This is a genomic window from Geodermatophilus obscurus (assembly GCF_900115395.1).
GTDB classification, from domain to species: domain Bacteria; phylum Actinomycetota; class Actinomycetes; order Mycobacteriales; family Geodermatophilaceae; genus Geodermatophilus; species Geodermatophilus obscurus_B.
Genome location: NZ_FOWE01000002.1, coordinates 431622 through 449512, shown reverse-complemented (window position 1 = coordinate 449512; position 17891 = coordinate 431622). Strand labels below are relative to the sequence as shown.

Genomic DNA, 17891 nt, shown 5'->3' with positions numbered 1-17891 from the left:
CGTCGTGCCCGGTGCCCCCCCTCGACGTGGACCTGCGCCCGGGCAGCCCCCCGGTGCTGCGCACTGACGTACCCGGCGACCCTGCGGCCTGGGCGGCCGAGCACCGCGGGGCGCTGCGTGCCGCCGTCGTCGACCACGGGTCGGTGCTGGTCCGTGGCCTGGGCCTCGCCGACGCCGGCACGGTCGCCGACGTGGCGAGTCGGCTGACCGACCGGCTGGTCCTCGAGCGGGAGGCCTTCGCACCCCGGCAGCTGCAGCCCAGCGGGCTGTACTCGGCCACGCCCTGGCCGGCCAACCAGCCGATGTGCATGCACCACGAGCTCAGCTACGCCATGGAGTTCCCCGGCCTGCTGCTGTTCGCCTGCCTGACCGCGCCGGCGGAGGGCGGCGCGACCGCGGTGGCCGATGCGCCCACCGTGCTGGACGCCCTCCCGGCCGACCTCACATCGCGCTTCGAGCGCGAGGGCTGGCTACTGCTGCGCAGCTACAACGACGAGATCGGCGCCCCCTGGCCCGAGGCGTTCGGCACCGACGACCGTGGCGCGGTGGAGGCCTACTGCCGGGCCAACGGCATCGACGTCGAGTGGCAGCCCGACGGCGGGCTGCGCACCCGGCAGCGGCGCAGCGCCGTCGTCCGGCACCCGGTCACCGGGCGGCGCTGCTGGTTCAACCAGGTGGCGTTCCTCAACGAGTGGACGCTGGCCGAGGAGGTACGCGAGTACCTGGTCGACGTCTACGGCCCCGAGGGGCTGCCGTTCACCACCGCCTACGGCGACGGGGACCCGATCGGGGAGGACGTCGTGGCGCTGCTCAACTCCGTCTACGAGCGGCACACCGCCCGCGAGCCGTGGCACGACGGTGACCTGCTGCTGGTGGACAACGTGCGCACCGCGCACAGCCGGGAGGCCTACACCGGGCCCCGTGAGGTGCTGGTCGCCCTCGCGGACCCGGTGCACCTGGCCGATTGCTCCCCGACGGTCCCGGTGGGTGCCCCGTGACCGCCGCCGTCCCGTCCTTCGCGTTGGTGTCCGGCGCCCAGGTGCAGCGCGCCCTGCAGGGCCGCGAGACGCAGGTCGTGGAGCTGGTCGAGGCGACCTACCTGGTGCACGCGTCCGGGGACACGGTCAACCCACCGTCGTACTTCCTGCGCTTCCCCGACCGGCCCTCGGCCCGGATCATCGCGTTGCCGGCCTCGATCGGCGGTGACGTGCGGGTGCACGGCGTCAAGTGGATCTCCAGCTTCCCGGACAACGTGGCGTCCGGGATCCCGCGGGCCTCGGCGGTGCTGGTCCTCAACGACCACCAGACCGGCTACCCGTTCGCCTGCCTCGAGGCCTCGGTGGTCAGCGCGAGCCGGACGGCGGCGTCGGCGGCACTGGCGGCCGACTGGCTGACCCGCGACCGCGGCCGTCCGGCGCGGGTCGGGTTCGTCGGGGTGGGGCTGATCGCCCGCTACGTGCACACCTACCTGACCGGCACCGGCTGGTCGTTCGACGAGGTGGCCGTGCACGACCTGTCCGCCGACAGCACGGCCGGCTTCTGCGGCTACCTCGAGCGCACGGGCACCACCGGTCGGGTCACCGTGCACGACAGCCCCGAGGCGGTGGTGCGCGCCAGCGACCTGGTCGTCTTCGCCACCATCGCCGGGCGGCCCTACGTCTCCGACGTGACGGCGTTCGCCCACTGCCCCGTGGTGCTGCACGTGTCGCTGCGCGACCTCGCACCCGAGGTGCTGCTCGCCTCGGCCAACCTGGTCGACGACGTCGAGCACTGCCTCAAGGCCGACACCTCGCCGCACCTGGTCGAGCAGCTGACCGGCAGCCGCGACTTCCTGCTGGGCACGCTCGCCGACGTGATGACCGGGCGGGTGACGGTGCCCCACGACCGGCCCGTGATCTTCTCCCCCTTCGGGCTGGGCGTGCTCGACCTGGCGGTAGGACGCTTCGTCCACGACGAGGTGGCGCGGGCGGGCGACCTGCACGTGGTCGACGACTTCTTCACCGAGCTGTCCCGCTACGGATGACCCCCCTGGCGTCGACACACGGATGGCCGCCCTGGCCGCGGTCGGAGCCCGACCTGGCGTCGCTGCCGGGGGTGTGCCAGGTGTGGTGGGCTTGTCCGGGCGACGTCCGCCCGGAGCACGACACGCTGCTTGGTGACGCGGACCTGGCCCGGCGGGTCCGCCTGACCCGCCCGGCCGACCGGCTGCGGCTGACGGCGGGCGCGGCGGTCGTCCGGCTGGTGCTGGGGACAGCCCTCGGGACGCCGCCGCAGGCGCTGCGGATCGACCGGACGTGCACCTCCTGCGGCTCGCCCCACGGCCGGCCCCGGCTACCGGGCGCCGAGGGACTGCACTTCTCGGTCTCCCACTCGGGCAACTGGGTCGCCGTCGCCGTCCTGCCCGGCCACCCGGTCGGCGTGGACGTCCAGGAGGTCTGGTGTCTCGCGCCCGGCGAGGTCGGCGACCTGGCCGGATGCGTGCTGCCCGACCCCGAGCGCGAGCACCTGGCCCGCCTGCCGGCCACCCAGCAGCCGTGGGCGTTCACCATCTCCTGGGTGCGCCGGGAGGCAGTGCTCAAGGCCACCGGCCAGGGGCTCGGCATCCTGCCGGACGAGCTCGTCCTCACCCCGCCGTCCACCCCGCCGCGGGTGCTGCACCGGGACGACCCGGAACCGGTGTGGCTGGACGACCTGCCCGCGCCGGCAGGCTTCGCCGCCGCGCTGGCCGTGGTGGGCCCCGCCCCGGACGACGTCGTCCACCGGGACGCCGGGCCCCTGCTGCGTCAGAGCGGACGACTGCTGTCCTGACCGACGGCCGCAGTCAGCGCTCCCAGCCGTCGAGGGTCGACTCGACCACGCCGTCCTCACCGGCCGGCGCCGACAGGCTGACCGGCAGGTCCTCCGACCGGTTGCCGGCGTCGCCGCCGTCCAGGCGTCAGCGGAACCTGCGCAGCCCCGCATCTGTGATGCCGTACCCGCCCGACACCGCGTTGCGAGGGGCGTCCGTGTCGAGGTGGCCGGCCGGGTCGATCGTCGCCGCAGTAGTGGGCCGTCGACGGCGCAGAGCCGGTGGATCCGACCCTCCCCCGCCACCCAGCAGCGCCTGCAGGTCCGCGAGGGCCTGCCCGGTGTTCGGCTTCCGAGTGGCAGGGGTCCGTCGGCGTTCAGCCCGGTCGAGGTGGAGTCGACCTGCCGATGCCGTTCACCGCACCATCTGTGCCACCCCGGATGTGACCCAGGGCGCTCTCCCTGAGGGAGAACGCCCTGGTCGTCGGGGTGGAGCTGAGGGGACTCGAACCCCTGACCCCCACACTGCCAGTGTGGTGCGCTACCAGCTGCGCCACAGCCCCGTTCCGGTCCGGCCGGTGTCGCCCGGACCGAGGAGAACTGTACATCGCCGCCCGCGGGCGGCCGCGGCAGGGGGTGGCCGCGCGTCGCTCCTCCCCCGCGTGCGTCAGACCTCGACGCCGCGCTCGGCCAGCCACGGGACGGGGTCGATCCGGCGGCCGTCCATGCCGCCCTCGTGCACCTCGAAGTGCAGGTGCGGCCCGGTCGACTGCCCCCGGTTGCCCAGCAGCGCGATGGTCTCACCGGCGTCCACGTACTGGCCCGGCTCGACCAGGATCTCCTCCATGTGGCCGTAGACGGTGACGTCGCCGTTCTCGTGCAGGATGTACACGGCCAGGCCGAAGCCGCTGGCCGCGCCGGCCCGCACCACGACGCCGTCGGCCGCGGCGTACTCCGGCGTCCCGATGGGGGCGGCCAGGTCGATGCCGTAGTGGAAGGTGCCCCACCGCGAGCCGTAGCCGCTGGTGAAGCGGGCGCCCTGGACCGGCAGCACGGTCTTGGGCCGGGCCGCCTCGGCGGCGGCCTCCGCCGCCGCGGCCTCGGCAGCGGCGCGCTCGGCGCGGGAGGCGGCCACCTCCTGCAGCCGGGCCTGCGCCTCGGCCTCGGTGATGGAGGCCATCGGCATGACCTCGACCACCTCGTCGCCGGTGGCGAGCTCCGTCCGGGCGCCGAGCACCGAGGTCGGCTCCGTCGACGTCGCCGCGCCGGGCACGCCGACGACCCCGGCCCCGACGGCGCCGGCGACCAGCGCGGCGATCAGGAAGTAGGGGCGGCGGTCGCGCAGGCCGCGACGGCGGCGGGGCGCGGGCGCGGCGGCGGGGCGGGCCGCGGTCGGCGGGGCCTCCGCGCGGACGACCGCAGTGGGCAGCTCGACGCCGGGCAGCGCCTTGGCCGGCCGCACCGGGACGACGTCGTCGGCCGCGGCGCGGGGCCGGGGCACGAGGGCGGGCGACGGCGCGGACGGCGGGGTGGCCTCCTCCGGCGGGCGCACGGGCGGGAAGCCGCGCAGCGGGGAGACGGGACGGGCGGCGGCGCGGCGGTGCCCACCGCTGCGGGGACCGGGCACCTCGGTGCGGGAACCGCTCGAGGGGCGGGTCAGCAGACCCGCGTCACTCCGGTGACTCGCCAATGCACGTACCCCGCTCGTGGGAAGCGGCCCCCGTGGGCCCGATCAGGTGGTCGCCATACAAACACACCGTGACCGCTTCGTAACCCTTCGCTCGGCGTGTCGTCGAGTGACGCGCCGCGTGCCGCGGGTCACGCCGCGCCCCGCGTTTGGCCGGCGGCCCAGCCGGGAACCAGAACTCTCCGGCGTGGAGAAGCTCGCGCCGGTCCGACGACTCCCGCCGGGCCGACGACTCCCGCCGGGCCGACGCCCCCGCTGAAGCCCGGTACCCGCGTGCCCCGTCGCGCCGGTGCCCGACACGCCGCCGGACTCGCCGCACGAGCCGGCCGCCACCCTCCCCAGGGGTGCGGCCGGTGTACCCGGCGTGATCCCATGATCGTCCCCGGCGGGACCCGCGGGCGCCCCCTGGCGGCGGTGCGACCGGTCGTGGCCGGATCCAGCAGTCTCGACAGGAAGGACCGATGCCTCGATGGCGCAGCCCGAGCGTCCTCCGCGGGAGCAGCCGCGGAGCCTCACGGCCACTCCGGAGCCGGCGGTGGCACCCGTCGTCCGCATCCGGCCGCTGACCGCCGCGACGCTCGAGCAGCACGGGGCCCGGCTGACCGTCCCCACCTACGACCGCGCGGCCCTCGTCCCCGCCGTCGTGCACCTCAGCGTGGGCGGGTTCTCGCGAGCCCACCAGCTCACCTACTTCGACGACGTCGCCGAGCGGCGCATCTCGGACGAGTGGGGCGTCGTCGGGGTGGGCCTGCGGGCCCGGCTCATGCAGGAGGCCCTGGCTCCGCAGGACAACCTCTACACCGTCGTGGAGCGCAGCCCCGACGGCGAGCGGGCCCGGGTGGTCGGCGTCCTCACCGACTACCTGTTCGCCCCCGACGCCCCGGCCGCCGTCCTGGACCGGCTGGCCGACCCGCGCACGCGGGTGGTCACGATGACCATCACCGACGCCGGCTACCTGCTCGACCCGCGCACCGGCGCCTTCACCCCCGACGACGACGTCCGGCACGACCTCGCCCACCCCGGCGCGCCGCGGACGGTCTTCGGGTTCCTCGTCGAGGCGCTCGACCGCCGCCGGCGGGCCGGCACCGCGCCGTTCACCGTGCTCTCCTGCGACAACCTGCACCGCAACGGCGACGCCACCCGCGCCGCCGTCGTCGGCTTCGCCGCGCGCCGCGACGAGGTGCTCGCCCGCTGGATCGCCGACCGCGTGGCCTTCCCCAGCAGCATGGTCGACCGGATCACCCCGCAGACCGCCCCCGAGGAGCGGGCGGCCGTGGCCCGCCGGTACGGCGTCGACGACCGCTGGCCGGTCGTCACCGAGCCGTTCGCCCAGTGGGTCATCGAGGACACCTTCTGCAACGGGCGCCCGCCGCTGGACCAGGTCGGCGTGCGCTACGTCCGCGACGTCACCGATCACGAGCTCATGAAGACGCGGCTGCTCAACGCCACGCACTCGGCCCTGGGCTACCTCGGGACGCTGGCCGGCCACGACCGGATCGACCTGCTCGTGGGCGACCCGGTGTTCGCCGCCTACGCGCGGCACCTCATGGACGACGAGGTCACCCCGCTCATCCGCTGCCCGGAGGGCATCGACCTCGCCGAGTACAAGGCCACGCTGCTGCAGCGCTTCGGCAACCCGGCGATCGCCGACCGGCTGTCCCGGCTGTGCCGCCGCGGCTCGACCAAGCTGCCGCAGCACCTGCTGCCCTCGCTGCGCCAGGCGCTGGCCGAGGAGCGCCCGCACGGCCTGCTGACCCTCGCGCTGGCCGGCTGGATCCGCTACCTGCAGCGGACCGACGACGCCGGGGTGCCGCTGCCGGTCGAGGACGACGCCGGCCCGCACCTGCAGGCGCTCGCCCTGGCCGGGGGGACCGACCCGCGTCCCCTGCTCGCCGAGGAGTCCGTCGTCGGCGACCTGGGCCGTGTCCCCGGCTTCGCCGACGAGCTGGCGGCCGTCCTGCACCGGCTCGAGCGCGACGGCGTCCGCGCCACCGTCGCCGCCGCCACGTCCGCCTGCGCCAGCTCGGCCGCCCGCACCGCCGCGAGCGATCGGTGACCCCGCCCCGCGAGGGCGGGGCGGGCACGGCGACCCTCCCCCGGTCCGTCGTCGCCGGCCTCACCGCGCTGCTCTGCGACGCCGACGGCAACCTCTTCCCCTCCGAGGAGCCGGCCTTCGTCGCCTCCACCGGGGTCACCAACCGCTTCCTCGCCGACCTCGGCGACCCGCGCCGGTACGGCCCGGAGGAGCTGCGGCTGGCCACCACCGGGATGAACTTCCGGTCGACGGCGCGGCGGCTGGCCGCCGAGGCGGGCCGGCCCGACGTCGACGTCGAGCCGTGGGTCGCCGAGGAGCGGCGCGCGGTGACGGCGTACCTCGGCGAGCACCTGCGACCGCACGCGGAGACCACCGCCGCCCTCACCGCCCTCGCGCCGCACCTGCGGCTGGCGGCGGTGAGCTCCAGCGCGCTGGCCCGGCTGGCCGCCTGCTTCACCGCCACCGGACTCGACGGGCTGGTCCCTCCGGCCGTACGGTTCAGCGCCGAGGACTCCCTCCCGGAGCCCACGAGCAAGCCCGACCCGGCGGTCTACCTGTTCGCCTGCGAGCGGCTCGGGATCGCCCCACGGCAGGGCCTCGCCGTCGAGGACTCCGTGCCGGGGGCACTCTCGGCGGTCCGCGCGGGTTGTCCCACCGTGGGGAACCTGCTGTTCGTGCAGCCCGCCGAACGCGCCGACCGCGAGGCCGCGCTGCGCGAGGCCGGGGTGCTCGCCGTCGTCTCGTCCTGGCAGGAGCTCGCCGACCTGCTCCTGCCCGTCCTGACCGGAGGTGGTCGATGAGGATCGTCTACACCAGCTTCCGCGGCCTGTTCTCCGACAGCCCGCGCGCGATCTACGAGGCCCTGGTGGCCCGTGGCGACGACGCCACGCACACGTGGCTGACCTCGGCGGTGGCCGAGTCCGCCTTCCCCGCCGACGTCGAGACCGTCCCGTTCGGCAGTCCCGAGAGCATCGCCGCGCTGGAGTCCGCCGACGTCGTCGTCTCCAACGACCACGTGCCGCTGGACTGGGAGAAGCGGCCGGGCACCCTCTACCTGCAGACCTGGCACGGCACGCCGCTCAAGCGGATCCACAACGACGTCCTCTGGGCGCCGGAGGGCCGGCTGGCCTACCTGGAGCACGACATCGCCCGCTGGGACGCCATGCTGTCGCCGAACGCGTACAGCACCGCGCGGTTCCGGCAGGCCTTCGGCTTCCCCCGACCGATCCACGAGACCGGCTACCCGCGCAACGACCTGCTCTGCAGCCCGCGGCGCGAGGAGGTCCGCGCGTCGGTGCGGGCCGGGCTCGGCATCGCGGAGGGCACCCGCGTCGTCCTCTATGCGCCCACGTGGCGCGACGACCTGGTGTTCGAGGGGAAAGGCGAGCGGGACTTCCACTTCCCCGTCGACCTCGAGGACTTCGGCAAGCGCCTCGGCGAGGACCACGTGCTGCTGCTGCGACTGCACAACATGGTCTCCAGCCGGCTGGAGTCGATCGAGGGGCTGCCGGTGCGCGACGTGTCCTCGTACTCCGACATCGCCGACCTGTACCTGGCAGCCGACCTGCTGGTCACCGACTACTCGTCGACGATGGTCGACTTCGCCGTCACCGGGAAGCCGATCCTGCTGTTCACCTACGACCTCGACGAGTACCGCGACCGGCTGCGCGGCTTCTACGTCGACATCGAGGAGATCGCGCCCGGGCCGCTGCTGTCGACCAGCGCCGAGCTGGTCGATGCGATCGCCGACCTCGACGCCGTCACCGCCGCATCCGCGCAGCGGTACGGCACCTTCCGGGAGACCTTCACCTCCCTCGAGGACGGGCACGCCACCGAGCGTGTCCTCGACCTGTTCTTCCCGCCCGCCGGCACTCCCGCCGGTGCGGTTCCCACGACCCGAGGAGGGGGCGACGGTGCGTACCGCTGACCTCACGCAGACCACCCCGGCACGCGGCGACTTCCTGCCGCGTCCCACCCGTCCGGCCGCGCGGCCGCAGGACCGGCCCGTACAGGTCGTCGTCCTGGCCGCCGGGATGGGCACCCGGCTCGGCCGGCCCCTGCCCAAGCCGCTGACACCCCTGCACGACGGGCGCAGCATCCTGCAGCGCCAGCTCGACACGCTGGGGCAGGTGCTCGGCCCGGCCGTCGACGTGACCGCCGTCGTCGGCTTCCAGTGCGAGCTGCTCATGCAGGCCGCGCCGGACCTGCGCTTCGCCTACAACCCGCACTACGCGCGGACCAACACCAGCAAGAGCCTGCTGCGCGGCCTGCGCGCGACCGGCCCCGGCGGGGTGCTGTGGCTCAACGGCGACGTCGTGTTCGACGCCGCCGTCCTGGAGTCGGTGGTCCCGGCGCTGGAGGCCGACGAGAGCTTCGTGTGCGTCGACACCTCCGTGGTCGGCGACGAGGAGGTCAAGTACACCCTCGACGCCGAGGGCTGGATCGCCGGCCTGTCGAAGACGGTCGAGGGCGGCCTGGGCGAGGCCGTGGGCATCAACCACGTCTCCTCGCGGGACAAGGCCACGCTGATCGAGCACCTCGAGGGGTGCGGCGACCAGGACTACTTCGAGCGTGGCATGGAGACCGCCATCGCCGACGCGGGCCTGCGGTTCCGGCCGCTGGACATCTCCCGCTGGGCCGCCGTCGAGGTCGACTTCGAGGCCGACCTGGACCGGGCCAACGCGCTCTTCTCCGGCCCCCGGCCGCACCTGCACCCGGTCCCCGACGGCACCGTCTAGCCCGGTCCGGGCCCCGGCCGGCCGGCTCAGCCGACCGGCTGGGGCTCCGGGGCCGGGGCTGGGCGGTCGGGCTCGCGGAGGCGGCGGACGGCGGCCGGCCCGGCCACGACCAGGCCCGCACCCCCGGCCACCAGGACGGCGACGGCCGCCCGCGCGAGGACGTGGGGGCCGGCGCTGCCCACGTTTGCGCTCCACAGCACGTCGACGTCGGGCAGGCCCTGGACCAGCAGCAGCCACCCGAGGACCAGCGCGCACAGGCCGGTCACGACGCCCCGGCCGCGGCGCGCGGCGATCACCCCGAGCCCGGCGACCAGCGCCGCGGTGACCGCCGGCAGCAGCGCCGAGACGACGGCCGCGGCGTGCGAGGAGACCGTCACCGGCGGCTCCGGCGTCGCCGCGGCGTGCCACAGCGCCGCGGCGGCTCCGACGCCCAGCGCCCAGGCCAACGGCCGCGACGTGCGGGCGACCAGCCCGGTCGCGGCGACGGCGGCGACGAGCCCCAGGTGCAGCGCCCAGGTCAGCCAGGTCGGCGGTGGCGGCGCCCAGGTCAGGGTGCCGCGCACGGTCACGGCGGTGTCGCCGTGCCGCAGCGGCACGGTCCAGTCGAAGACGGTGTGCGGGCGGGACGGGTCGGCGGCGACCGCCGGCGGCAGCTGGCCCTCGCTCATCCAGTGCGTGCGGTGGTCGTGCCAGGTGTAACGCGGCTCGGTGGACACCTGCACCCACTCCGGCGCGGCCTGCGGGTCGGCACCCTCGGGCAGCGTCACCTGGCCGTAGCGGTCGAGGTTGATGTAGGTCGCCGGGCTGTGCGCGTTGCGCCAGACGCCGTCGGGCCCGATCCGCAGGTAGGGCTCGTCGGAGTAGCCGGGCACGGTCACCTCGGCGCCGGTGTCGTTCACCAGCTCCAGGGCGTCGCCGAACTCCAGCACCCGCACCGACACCCCGGGCACCGCCGGCCGGACGGAGGTGACCCGGCCGTCGAAGTCGCTGCCGGCCGCCTCGCCGCCGACGTGCGCCGCCGCTGGTCCCGCGAACGCCAGGACGGCGAGCACGCCGAGGACGACGACCAGCAGCCGCCCGGGGAGGCGGCCCATCACGCCGCCGCGACGGCTTCGAGGTCGCCGGCGATGTCGCGGGCGGTGTTGCCGGCGTCGAAGGCCACGTGCGCCTCGTCGTCGGCGCCGTAGAGGAGCAGCAGCGAGCTGTGCAGCCGGCCCTCGTCCTCGGCCAGGGGCACACCGGCCGAGAGCTGCGCCTGGTCGACGACCTCCTGCTCGCCGGTCAGCCCGACGAACTGGGTGGGCAGGTCGGCGTCGAACCGGTCGAGGTACTCACCGAGCACCTGCGGGGTGTCGTTGGCCGGGTCGGTGGTGACGAAGACCACCTGCACCTGGGCGGCCAGCGCCGGGTCGACGTCGCGCAGGGCGAGGGCGACGTCGGCCATCGTCGTCGGGCAGATGTCGGGGCAGTTGGTGTAGCCGAAGAACAGCAGCGTCGGCCTGCCCGCGGTCGCGGCGGCGAAGTCGTACGCGGCGCCGGTGCTGTCGGTGAGGGTGAACGACGGCCGCTGGAAGGGATCGCGCAGGTCGATGCCGGCGTACTCGTCGCCGGGGCCCTCCAGCGTCGCGGCCGGCCCGTCGGAGTGGTCGTGTCCCTCGGCGGCCGCCGCCTCGTCCGCGTCACCGGAGCCGCAGGCGGACAGGCCCAGGGCGGCGGTGAGGAGCAGCGCGGCGACGCGGCCGCGGGCGGGAACGGTCACGACCCCACGGTACGTCGACCGGCGCGGTACCCGAGGACGACGCCCGCGACGCCGGTGACCAGCGCGAGGATCGCGAGGAACAGCGCCAGGCCGGCCGGCTCGTTGCTCACCGGCCCGCCGTGGCCGTGCTCGCCGGCGGCGGTGGTGGTCCCGGCGGCGGCGCCGTCGCCGGCCGCGTCCCCGGTCAGCGACAGCACCGGCGCGGGGCTCTCCGGCTCCTCCTGGCCCGCCACGGTCGGCTCGATCCAGGCCGACTCGGTGCCGTCGCTGTAGGTCTGCACCGCCGGGAAGGTCAGCGTCCCGGCGTCGGGGAAGGGCCCGCCCGACAGCGCGAACTCCTGGAACTGGCCGGGTGCGATCCCGCCCCCGGCGTCGGCGCGGAACTCGACGACCGACACGTAGTCGCTGATCTCCTGCCCGTGCACCGCCACCGGATCGGCGAGCTGCGACGACGTCGTCGTCACCGTCCAGCCCGGCACCGGCTGGGCCCGCAGCGAGGCCATCGCCTGCTCCTCCGGGATCGAGATGCGCAGCGCGACCGTGCTGGCGGTGTCGCTCTCGTTGGGGACCCGGAAGGTCAGCTTCCCGTAGCCGCCGGCGGTGGCGTCGTCCGAGGAGACCGTCACGTGCGCCGACGCGCCGGTGGCGACCACGACGGACGCGACCAGGGCGGCGAGCAGGGCGGTCAGGACGACGCCGGCACGGGCCGGCGGTCGCAGGGGGGTCGGGGACACGGTTCTCCTTCTCTCGCCCGCGGGGAGCGGGTCAGCGCACCGGGACGTCGGTGCTGGCGGTGGTGGCGGTGAACTCGTCGAGCCGGACGCTCACGGCGACGGTCCAGGTGCCGGCGCCCGGGATGGTCATCCCGTCGGCCACCCAGTGACCGGGGCCGGCCGGCTCGAGCTCGACGTCGAGCGGGCCGATCTCCTGCTCGGGCTCGGTGAGCGTCACGCGCAGTCCGGCGGGCTGGGCGAGCTGCCCGCCGTCGTCGAAGAGGTAGACGTGCAGGGTGTTGGGACCGGAGCGGACCGGGTCGATCGACAGCTGGACGCTGCCGGACTCCCCCGCGGCCGACTGCAGCGGCAGGGTGACGTCGACCGGCGAGGCTACGGCGGCGCGGGCCGGCGGGGTGCCCACGAGCACCGCCGACAGCACCAGCACGGCCGCGGCGACGGCGGCCTCGACCAGCACCGAGCGGCGCAGCGGGCCGACGTCCTCCACGGCGCCGCGGGCCTGCGCGGCCGCGCGGACCCGGGCGGCGGCCACGGTGGGCTCGTCGGCGGGGCTGCCGCCGGTGGCCGAGAAGGCGTGCGCGGTGACCCGGCGCCGCCCGCCCGGCCGCGGGCGGTGGATCCCGAGGTGCTGCTGCACCCAGACGCGCGACACCCCGGCCGCGGCGAGCAGCAGCAGGACGAGAGCCAGCTTGCCGAGCAGGACCCAGCCGTACGTGGTCGACACCAGCGCCGACGGCGAGCCGACCTCCCGCACCGACTGCACCACACCCGTGAGGACGAGCGCGGCCACCGAGCCGGAGGCGACCCGGGACCAGCGCGGCAGCGTGCCGGCCACCTCCCCTGCCGCGTCGCCGGCACCGGCCCCAGGCCGGAGCAGGCCGGTCAGCAGCGCGGTCATCCCGCCGAGCCACAGCACCATCGCCACGACGTGCACGGCGGTCACGGCGGTCGCGAAGAACGGCACGGGGCCCGCGACCGGGTGGCCGACCGCCGCGGTGGTGAGGACGACGCCGCCGCCGAGGACGGCCAGCCCGGCGGTCTCCTGCGCCGTCGGGCCCGCGCCGCGCCGCCACAGCGGCACCAGCAGCGCGGCCAGCAGCAGGGCCAGCGCGCCGCGGCCGAGCGTGGTCAGCCCGAAGGAGGAGGCGGCCGTCGCCGACACCAGCGCCGGGTCGAACAGCGACCCGGGGCCGGAGCCGGCGGCGTACGGGCCCTGCAGCAGGAAGGTGAGCACGGCGGCCGCCGCGACGGTGCCGAGCCCGGCGGTGGTCAGCCGCCGCATCCTGCGCGACGCCCAGCCGGCCGGCCAGCACAGCACCAGGAACGCCGGGATCCCGAGTCCCGCGGCCAGCCCGGCGAACCCGAGGGCGCGGGAGGCCGGCAGGGCGGCGCCCACGAACGGGTCGACGTCGACACCCTCGGCCACGGCGCCGGCGTCGGCGAGCTCGCCGTCCCCGACGACGAAGGCGAAGGCGCCGCTGATCGGGTGGGAGTCGGCCGAGACGATCCGGTAGGTGACGACGTAGCTGGCGTCGGGCAGGTCGTCGCGCAGCGGGACGGTGACGGTGTCGCCGTCGACCGTGGCGGTGCCGGTGTCGACCCGCTCGCCCTCCTCACCGAGCACGCGGGCGTAGCCGGCGCCCAGCGAGACGCCCTCGGTGAAGCGCAGCGTCACCGAGCCGGGGACCTCGTCGAGGCGGGCGCCCTCCCCCGGGTCGGTGGAGACCAGCTCGGCGTGCGCGGCGGCCGGGCCGGCGGTGGCCACGCCCAGGCCCAGCCACCCGGTGAGCAGGACGAGCAGCAGCAGGACCGGGCGGACCGGCCGTGCGGGGAGGGCGGTCACGCGGCGACCCGCTCCCCGGCGAGGACGGCGGCGCCCCGGCGCCTGCGCTGCCGCCACGCGACGACGGTGACGAGCACCACGCCGGCCAGCAGCAGCAGGTGGGCGGCGGCCCTGTCGGCGTGCACGTGCCCGGCGTTCAGGTCGCGCACCGTGGTGAGGGTCAGCAGCACGGCGAAGGTGGCCAGCAGCGGCAGGGCGCCGGCGGCGAGCCGCGGGGCGGCGGCGACGGCCACGAAGGCGGCCGCGACGGCGAGGTTCCACGCGCCGGTCTCGTTGGCCACGTGCACCGGGGCGCTCATCGCGGCGGCGCCGCCCGACAGCGCCGGCCAGGCCAGACCCGCCTGCGCGACGCCCACCGCGAGCAGGGCCAGCCGCAGCGACTGGTGCAGCAGGCGGGCCCGCGCGGCGGCCGCGGTCCCGGGCAGCTGCCTGGGCAGCGCGCCGAGCACCGCCGCGGTCAGGTCCGGGACGGGGGGCGCCGGGGCCAGCCGGGCGCGCCGGGTGACCGCCCCGGCGGCACCGGACCAGCCGGCGCAGTCGGGGCACCCGGCCAGGTGGCGGTCGAGGTCGGCGGCCGGCATCCCGAGCGGCTCGCCGTCGAGTCGCGCCGAGACGGCCTCGCGGAACGGTGCACACTGCATGGAGGAGTAGTCGTCGCGGGGGGTCCGTCCGGTTCCCGGTGGGACGGGGATCACGACGGAGGGGTGACGTGGACGAGCTGGCGCGGGTGGCCGCGGCCGCGGTGGAGGGCGACCCCCTCGCCGCCGCGACCCTCGTCCGGTCCACCCAGTCCGACGTGTGGCGGCTGTGCGCCGCCCTCGGCGACCGGGACTCCGCCGACGACCTCACCCAGGAGACCTACGCCCGCGCGTTCGCCTCGCTGCACCGCTTCGAGGGCCGCTCGTCGCTGCGCACCTGGCTGCTGTCGATCGCCCGCCGGGTGTGCGCCGACGCCGTCCGCTCGCGTCGCCGCCGGCGGCTGACCCTGGTCCGCGACGACGCCGACCTCGAGGCCCTCTCCCCCGCCGACACCACCGACCGGGTCGGCGAGGGCGCCGCGGTCACCGACCTGCTCGGCCGGCTCGACCCCGAGCGGCGCGAGGCCTTCGCCCTGACCCAGCTGCTCGGCCTCTCCTACGCCGACGCCGCCGAGGTGGCCGGGTGCCCGGTCGGGACCATCCGATCGCGGGTCGCGCGGGCGCGGGCCGACCTCGTGGAGGCGCTCGACGGGTCCGGCCGACAGGGGTCGGGAGCGTCCGGGGGCTGACCGGCCGCGTCCGTCCCACCCTGCGGGACCCGGGTCGGACAATCCCGACCGATCTGGTAGACATACGCCCCGTGGCGGCGACGGTGGTGCTCCTCGTGGGGCGGATCCACGTCGACCTGCTGCGTGTCTGCACCGCCGCCTGTCCGGGCCGCTGACCTCCCGCGCCGTCCCCGGCGCTCCCCCGCTCGTCCCCGCCGTCGCGCTGCGCTGCCGCGCGCCCTCGGCGCCCCCTCCCCGGAGTCAGCCCCGTGAAGACCCTGATCCTGCTCGCCCTCGCCGGACTCGGCGCCCAACTCGTCGACGGCAGTCTCGGCATGGCCTACGGCGTCACCTCGACGACGCTGCTGCTGGCCATCGGCACCAACCCGGCCGCCGCCTCGGCGACCATCCACCTCGCGGAGATCGGCACGACGCTGGCGTCGGGCCTGTCGCACTGGAAGTTCGGCAACGTCGACTGGAAGGTCGTCGCCAGGGTCGGCGTGCCCGGCGCGGTCGGTGCCTTCGCCGGCGCGACCGTGCTGTCCACCCTCTCCACCGAGGTCGCCGCGCCGGTGATGTCGCTGATCCTGCTGTCGCTCGGCGTGTACCTGCTGGTCCGCTTCACCCTCCGCGGCATCGACCGCCGCAACCTCGGCAAGCCGGTCCGCAAGCGGTTCCTCGGGCCCCTCGGCCTGGTGGCCGGCTTCGTCGACGCCACCGGCGGCGGCGGCTGGGGGCCGGTCGGCACCCCGGCGCTGCTGGCCAGCGGCCGCATGGAGCCGCGCAAGGTGATCGGCTCCATCGACACCTCCGAGTTCCTGGTCGCCCTGTCGGCCAGCCTCGGGTTCCTCCTCGCGCTCGGCTCGCAGGGCATCGACTTCGCCTGGGTCGCCGCCCTCCTCCTCGGCGGCCTGGTCGCCGCACCGCTGGCCGCCTGGCTGGTCCGGCACGTGCCGCCGCGCCTGCTCGGCTCGCTGGTCGGCGGGATCATCGTGCTGACCAACACCCGCACCCTGCTGCGCAGCGACTGGATCGACGCCTCCGACCCCGTCCGCTACGCCGTCTACGCGGCGATCTACCTGGTCTGGGCCGCCGCGGTCGCCCACTCCTACAGCCAGTTCCGCAAGGACCGGGCGCAGGAGTCGGCCGACGCCCTGGCCGCCGAGGCCGCGCGGCTGGCCGAGGACGAGCGGCGGCTGCACGCGCCGGACGCAGCCGACGCCGCCGACCTCGAGCGCAGCCTCCGGGCCGGCCGCCCGCAGGCACCGCCGGCCTAGCCGAGCCCACGGGGAGGCCTCGTCCGGCACTGCCGGGCGGGGCCTCCCCGCGTCTCAGCGGCCGGCCAGCAGCGCGGCCTCCAGGTCCGCGGGCAGGCCGGGGGCCGGCAGGCCCATGGGTGAGTACCGCGGCCGCGTGTCGGTCTGCTGCCACGCCCACGTGTCGGCGACCGACGCGGCCAGCGGCCGCGCCGCCAGGCCGAGCTCCCGGGCGCGGGACGTGTCGACGTCCCAGGCGGTGCGGGCCGTGGCCTGCGGCAGCCACAGCGGCAGGTGCTGCCACGGCTGCACGCCGGCCGCCTCGAGGTCGGCCTCGGGGACCCGGACCCACTCGACGTCGCCGCCGGTGACGTCGCGGCAGACGTCCAGCAGGCCGGCGAGGGTGGTCATCCCGGCCGGGCCGGTCGCGTTCACCGCGCCGCCCTGCCCCCGCTCGGCCAGGGCGACGAGCCACCCGGCGAGGTCGCGGGCGTCGACCAGCGCGATGGGCTGGTCCATGCCCTCGTCCGGGACGACGACGCGGCCGCCGCGCGCGGTCCGGGCCAGCCACCACCCCAGCCGGTACACGTAGTCGTAGGGGCCGACGACGAGTCCTGCCCGCGCGGTCAGGAAGCCGTCGCCGACCGCCGTACCGATCACGCGCTCGGCGAAGGCCTTGTTCGGCCCGTAGGCGTCGTCCTCGCTGTCCCAGGTCGGCTCGCCGTCCTCCGCCCCGACCGGCCCGGGCGGCCAGTTCCGGTAGGCGTTGAGGCTGCTGACGAAGGCGTAGCCGGCCACCCCGCCCAGGACGGCGGCCGCGTTGCGGGCGGCGGCGCGGGTCCGGCACGAGGTGTCGACGACCAGGTCCGGCCGCCACCGCCCCAGCGCCGCCGGCAGCGCGTCCGGGTCGTCGCGGTCACCGTGCAGGGGACGGGCGCCCTCGGGTGGGTCCCCGGAGACGCCGCGGGTGAAGGTGGCCACCTCGTGACCGCGGTCGAGCGCCGCCGTCGTGACGTGCCGGCCGAGGAACGCGGTGCCACCGAGGACCAGGAGTCGCATGCACGCAGCCCAGCCCAGCCACCCGGCCGCCGTCCAGCCGGTTCACGGAGGGCCGAGACGGAAGGCCGAGACGGCGGGCTCGGACGGCGCGCTCAGACCGCGGGTGAGACGGCGCGGGTGACCGGCACGTCGGGGACCTGCGGCAGCGGCTGGGAGCGGGCGGCGGCGAGCAGCATCTGCGGCGAGCGCGGCAGGCCGCGGCGGGTGCACAGCCGCAGCGCGCGGACACCGGTGATGACGTCGGTCTCCGGCGGCACCACCAGCAGGTCGGCGACCCGGCTGCCGCCGGCCCAGCTCAGGCACACCACGCCGGGGTCCATGCTGCGGAACCCGCCGGTGCGCACGACGCGGCCGTCGACGACGAGCTTGCGCGGCGCGGGCAGCCACGGCTCCAGCGCGTGGGTGAACCGCTCGACGCGGATCCCGCGGCGGTCCAGTGCCGCCACGAGCTCGGGGACCTCGACGGCGAGGTCGCGGCTGCGGGGGAACCATGCGCCGTCGAGGGCGTTCTCCCCCGACCCGGCGTCGGCCCGCAGGCTCACCCGGACGTCGATGCCCCCGCGGAACCCGTCCTCCCCGCGCGCCATCCGGGTCGTCGTCATCAGCTGCCTCCTGCTCGCCTCGCGGGCCCGCGTCCGGGCCCACCGGACGACCGTAGGTCGGCGTGTCGGTGTGCCCCCGCGCGTGGCGTCCTGGCCTGTCGGACCGCTACGGCTCGTCATCACGACCGGTCACGGTCTGGTCACG

General features: G+C 76.1%; 17 protein-coding genes and 1 tRNA gene. 9 read left to right on the top strand and 9 right to left on the bottom strand.

Annotated features, from left to right (window positions below):
• Positions 1-11 precede the first annotated feature (11 nt).
• The 3 genes from BM165_RS05635 (at position 12) to BM165_RS05625 (ending at position 2808) form a co-directional block, all read left to right on the top strand.
• Positions 12-998 carry a TauD/TfdA family dioxygenase gene (locus BM165_RS05635; RefSeq protein WP_244274069.1) on the top strand — a complete coding sequence of 329 codons (987 nt, stop codon included), beginning with the start codon at positions 12-14 and terminating at the stop codon, positions 996-998.
• Entirely contained in the window at positions 995-2023 is a 1029-nt protein-coding gene (gene sbnB, locus BM165_RS05630; protein WP_208976658.1) for a 2,3-diaminopropionate biosynthesis protein SbnB, read from the top strand. The genes BM165_RS05635 and sbnB overlap by 4 nt, the downstream gene beginning before the upstream one ends.
• Before the next feature lie 80 nt (positions 2024-2103).
• Positions 2104-2808 carry a 4'-phosphopantetheinyl transferase family protein gene (locus tag BM165_RS05625; protein ID WP_075012665.1) on the top strand — a complete coding sequence of 235 codons (705 nt, stop codon included), beginning with the start codon at positions 2104-2106 and terminating at the stop codon, positions 2806-2808.
• 469 nt (positions 2809-3277) lie between these two features.
• Here BM165_RS05625 and BM165_RS05620 read toward each other — a convergent pair.
• Positions 3278-3350: transfer RNA gene (locus tag BM165_RS05620), tRNA-Ala, on the bottom strand.
• 104 nt (positions 3351-3454) lie between these two features.
• On the bottom strand, positions 3455-4414 hold the full coding sequence (locus BM165_RS05615; RefSeq protein ID WP_244274067.1) for a M23 family metallopeptidase: 960 nt from the start codon (positions 4412-4414) through the stop codon (positions 3455-3457).
• A gap of 595 nt (positions 4415-5009) precedes the next feature.
• Between BM165_RS05615 and BM165_RS05610 the strand changes: the two genes are divergently transcribed.
• From BM165_RS05610 to BM165_RS05595, 4 genes are read left to right on the top strand one after another with little or no spacing between them, the layout of a single operon-like run.
• Positions 5010-6530 (top strand): mannitol dehydrogenase family protein, encoded by a 1521-nt coding sequence (locus BM165_RS05610; RefSeq protein WP_075012490.1) that lies wholly within the window; start codon positions 5010-5012, stop codon positions 6528-6530.
• Positions 6527-7309, top strand: a complete 783-nt coding sequence (locus tag BM165_RS05605; protein WP_075012489.1) for an HAD family hydrolase — start codon at positions 6527-6529, stop codon at positions 7307-7309. Before BM165_RS05610 ends, BM165_RS05605 begins: the two co-directional genes overlap by 4 nt.
• A complete protein-coding gene (locus BM165_RS05600) occupies positions 7306-8436 on the top strand; it encodes a CDP-glycerol glycerophosphotransferase family protein (protein WP_075012488.1) in 1131 nt (376 codons plus the stop codon). The genes BM165_RS05605 and BM165_RS05600 overlap by 4 nt, the downstream gene beginning before the upstream one ends.
• Complete coding sequence (locus tag BM165_RS05595) at positions 8423-9247, top strand: phosphocholine cytidylyltransferase family protein (RefSeq protein WP_244274065.1); 825 nt, start codon at positions 8423-8425, stop codon at positions 9245-9247. The genes BM165_RS05600 and BM165_RS05595 overlap by 14 nt, the downstream gene beginning before the upstream one ends.
• 26 nt (positions 9248-9273) lie before the next feature.
• On the opposite strand, the gene BM165_RS24650 is transcribed toward BM165_RS05595, so the two are convergent.
• The 5 genes from BM165_RS24650 to BM165_RS05570 are packed head-to-tail and all read right to left on the bottom strand — an operon-like array spanning position 9274 to position 14224.
• On the bottom strand, positions 9274-10341 hold the full coding sequence (locus BM165_RS24650) for a hypothetical protein (protein ID WP_075012487.1): 1068 nt from the start codon (positions 10339-10341) through the stop codon (positions 9274-9276).
• Entirely contained in the window at positions 10341-11006 is a 666-nt protein-coding gene (locus BM165_RS05585) for an SCO family protein (RefSeq protein WP_075012486.1), read from the bottom strand. Before BM165_RS05585 ends, BM165_RS24650 begins: the two co-directional genes overlap by 1 nt.
• Entirely contained in the window at positions 11003-11740 is a 738-nt protein-coding gene (locus BM165_RS05580; protein WP_075012485.1) for a YcnI family copper-binding membrane protein, read from the bottom strand. Before BM165_RS05580 ends, BM165_RS05585 begins: the two co-directional genes overlap by 4 nt.
• A gap of 31 nt (positions 11741-11771) precedes the next feature.
• The gene (locus BM165_RS05575; protein WP_083427075.1) at positions 11772-13583 is read right to left on the bottom strand and encodes a copper resistance CopC/CopD family protein; all 1812 of its coding nucleotides are present in this window, start codon (positions 13581-13583) and stop codon (positions 11772-11774) included.
• Positions 13580-14224 (bottom strand): zf-HC2 domain-containing protein, encoded by a 645-nt coding sequence (locus tag BM165_RS05570; RefSeq protein ID WP_075012484.1) that lies wholly within the window; start codon positions 14222-14224, stop codon positions 13580-13582. The genes BM165_RS05575 and BM165_RS05570 overlap by 4 nt, the downstream gene beginning before the upstream one ends.
• A gap of 68 nt (positions 14225-14292) precedes the next feature.
• Here BM165_RS05570 and BM165_RS05565 point away from each other — a divergent pair, with 68 nt between their 5' ends.
• Complete coding sequence (locus BM165_RS05565) at positions 14293-14850, top strand: sigma-70 family RNA polymerase sigma factor (protein WP_075012483.1); 558 nt, start codon at positions 14293-14295, stop codon at positions 14848-14850.
• A gap of 248 nt (positions 14851-15098) precedes the next feature.
• Entirely contained in the window at positions 15099-16106 is a 1008-nt protein-coding gene (locus BM165_RS05560) for a sulfite exporter TauE/SafE family protein (protein WP_075012482.1), read from the top strand.
• Positions 16107-16160: 54 nt separating this feature from the next.
• Here BM165_RS05560 and BM165_RS05555 read toward each other — a convergent pair whose 3' ends face one another.
• Positions 16161-17144, bottom strand: a complete 984-nt coding sequence (locus BM165_RS05555) for an NAD-dependent epimerase/dehydratase family protein (RefSeq protein WP_075012481.1) — start codon at positions 17142-17144, stop codon at positions 16161-16163.
• A gap of 92 nt (positions 17145-17236) precedes the next feature.
• Complete coding sequence (locus tag BM165_RS05550; protein WP_075012480.1) at positions 17237-17746, bottom strand: DUF5994 family protein; 510 nt, start codon at positions 17744-17746, stop codon at positions 17237-17239.
• Positions 17747-17891: the final 145 nt, after the last annotated feature.

Excerpts from the sequence above, each read along its gene's own strand:
- BM165_RS05600 (WP_075012488.1), top strand. The coding sequence starts at position 7,306 with ATGAGGATCGTCTACACCAGCTTCCGCGGCCTGTTCTCCGACAGCCCG.
- BM165_RS24650 (WP_075012487.1), bottom strand. The coding sequence starts at position 10,341 with ATGGGCCGCCTCCCCGGGCGGCTGCTGGTCGTCGTCCTCGGCGTGCTC.
- BM165_RS05570 (WP_075012484.1), bottom strand. The coding sequence starts at position 14,224 with ATGCAGTGTGCACCGTTCCGCGAGGCCGTCTCGGCGCGACTCGACGGC.
- BM165_RS05555 (WP_075012481.1), bottom strand. The coding sequence starts at position 17,144 with ATGCGACTCCTGGTCCTCGGTGGCACCGCGTTCCTCGGCCGGCACGTC.
- BM165_RS05550 (WP_075012480.1), bottom strand. The coding sequence starts at position 17,746 with ATGACGACGACCCGGATGGCGCGCGGGGAGGACGGGTTCCGCGGGGGC.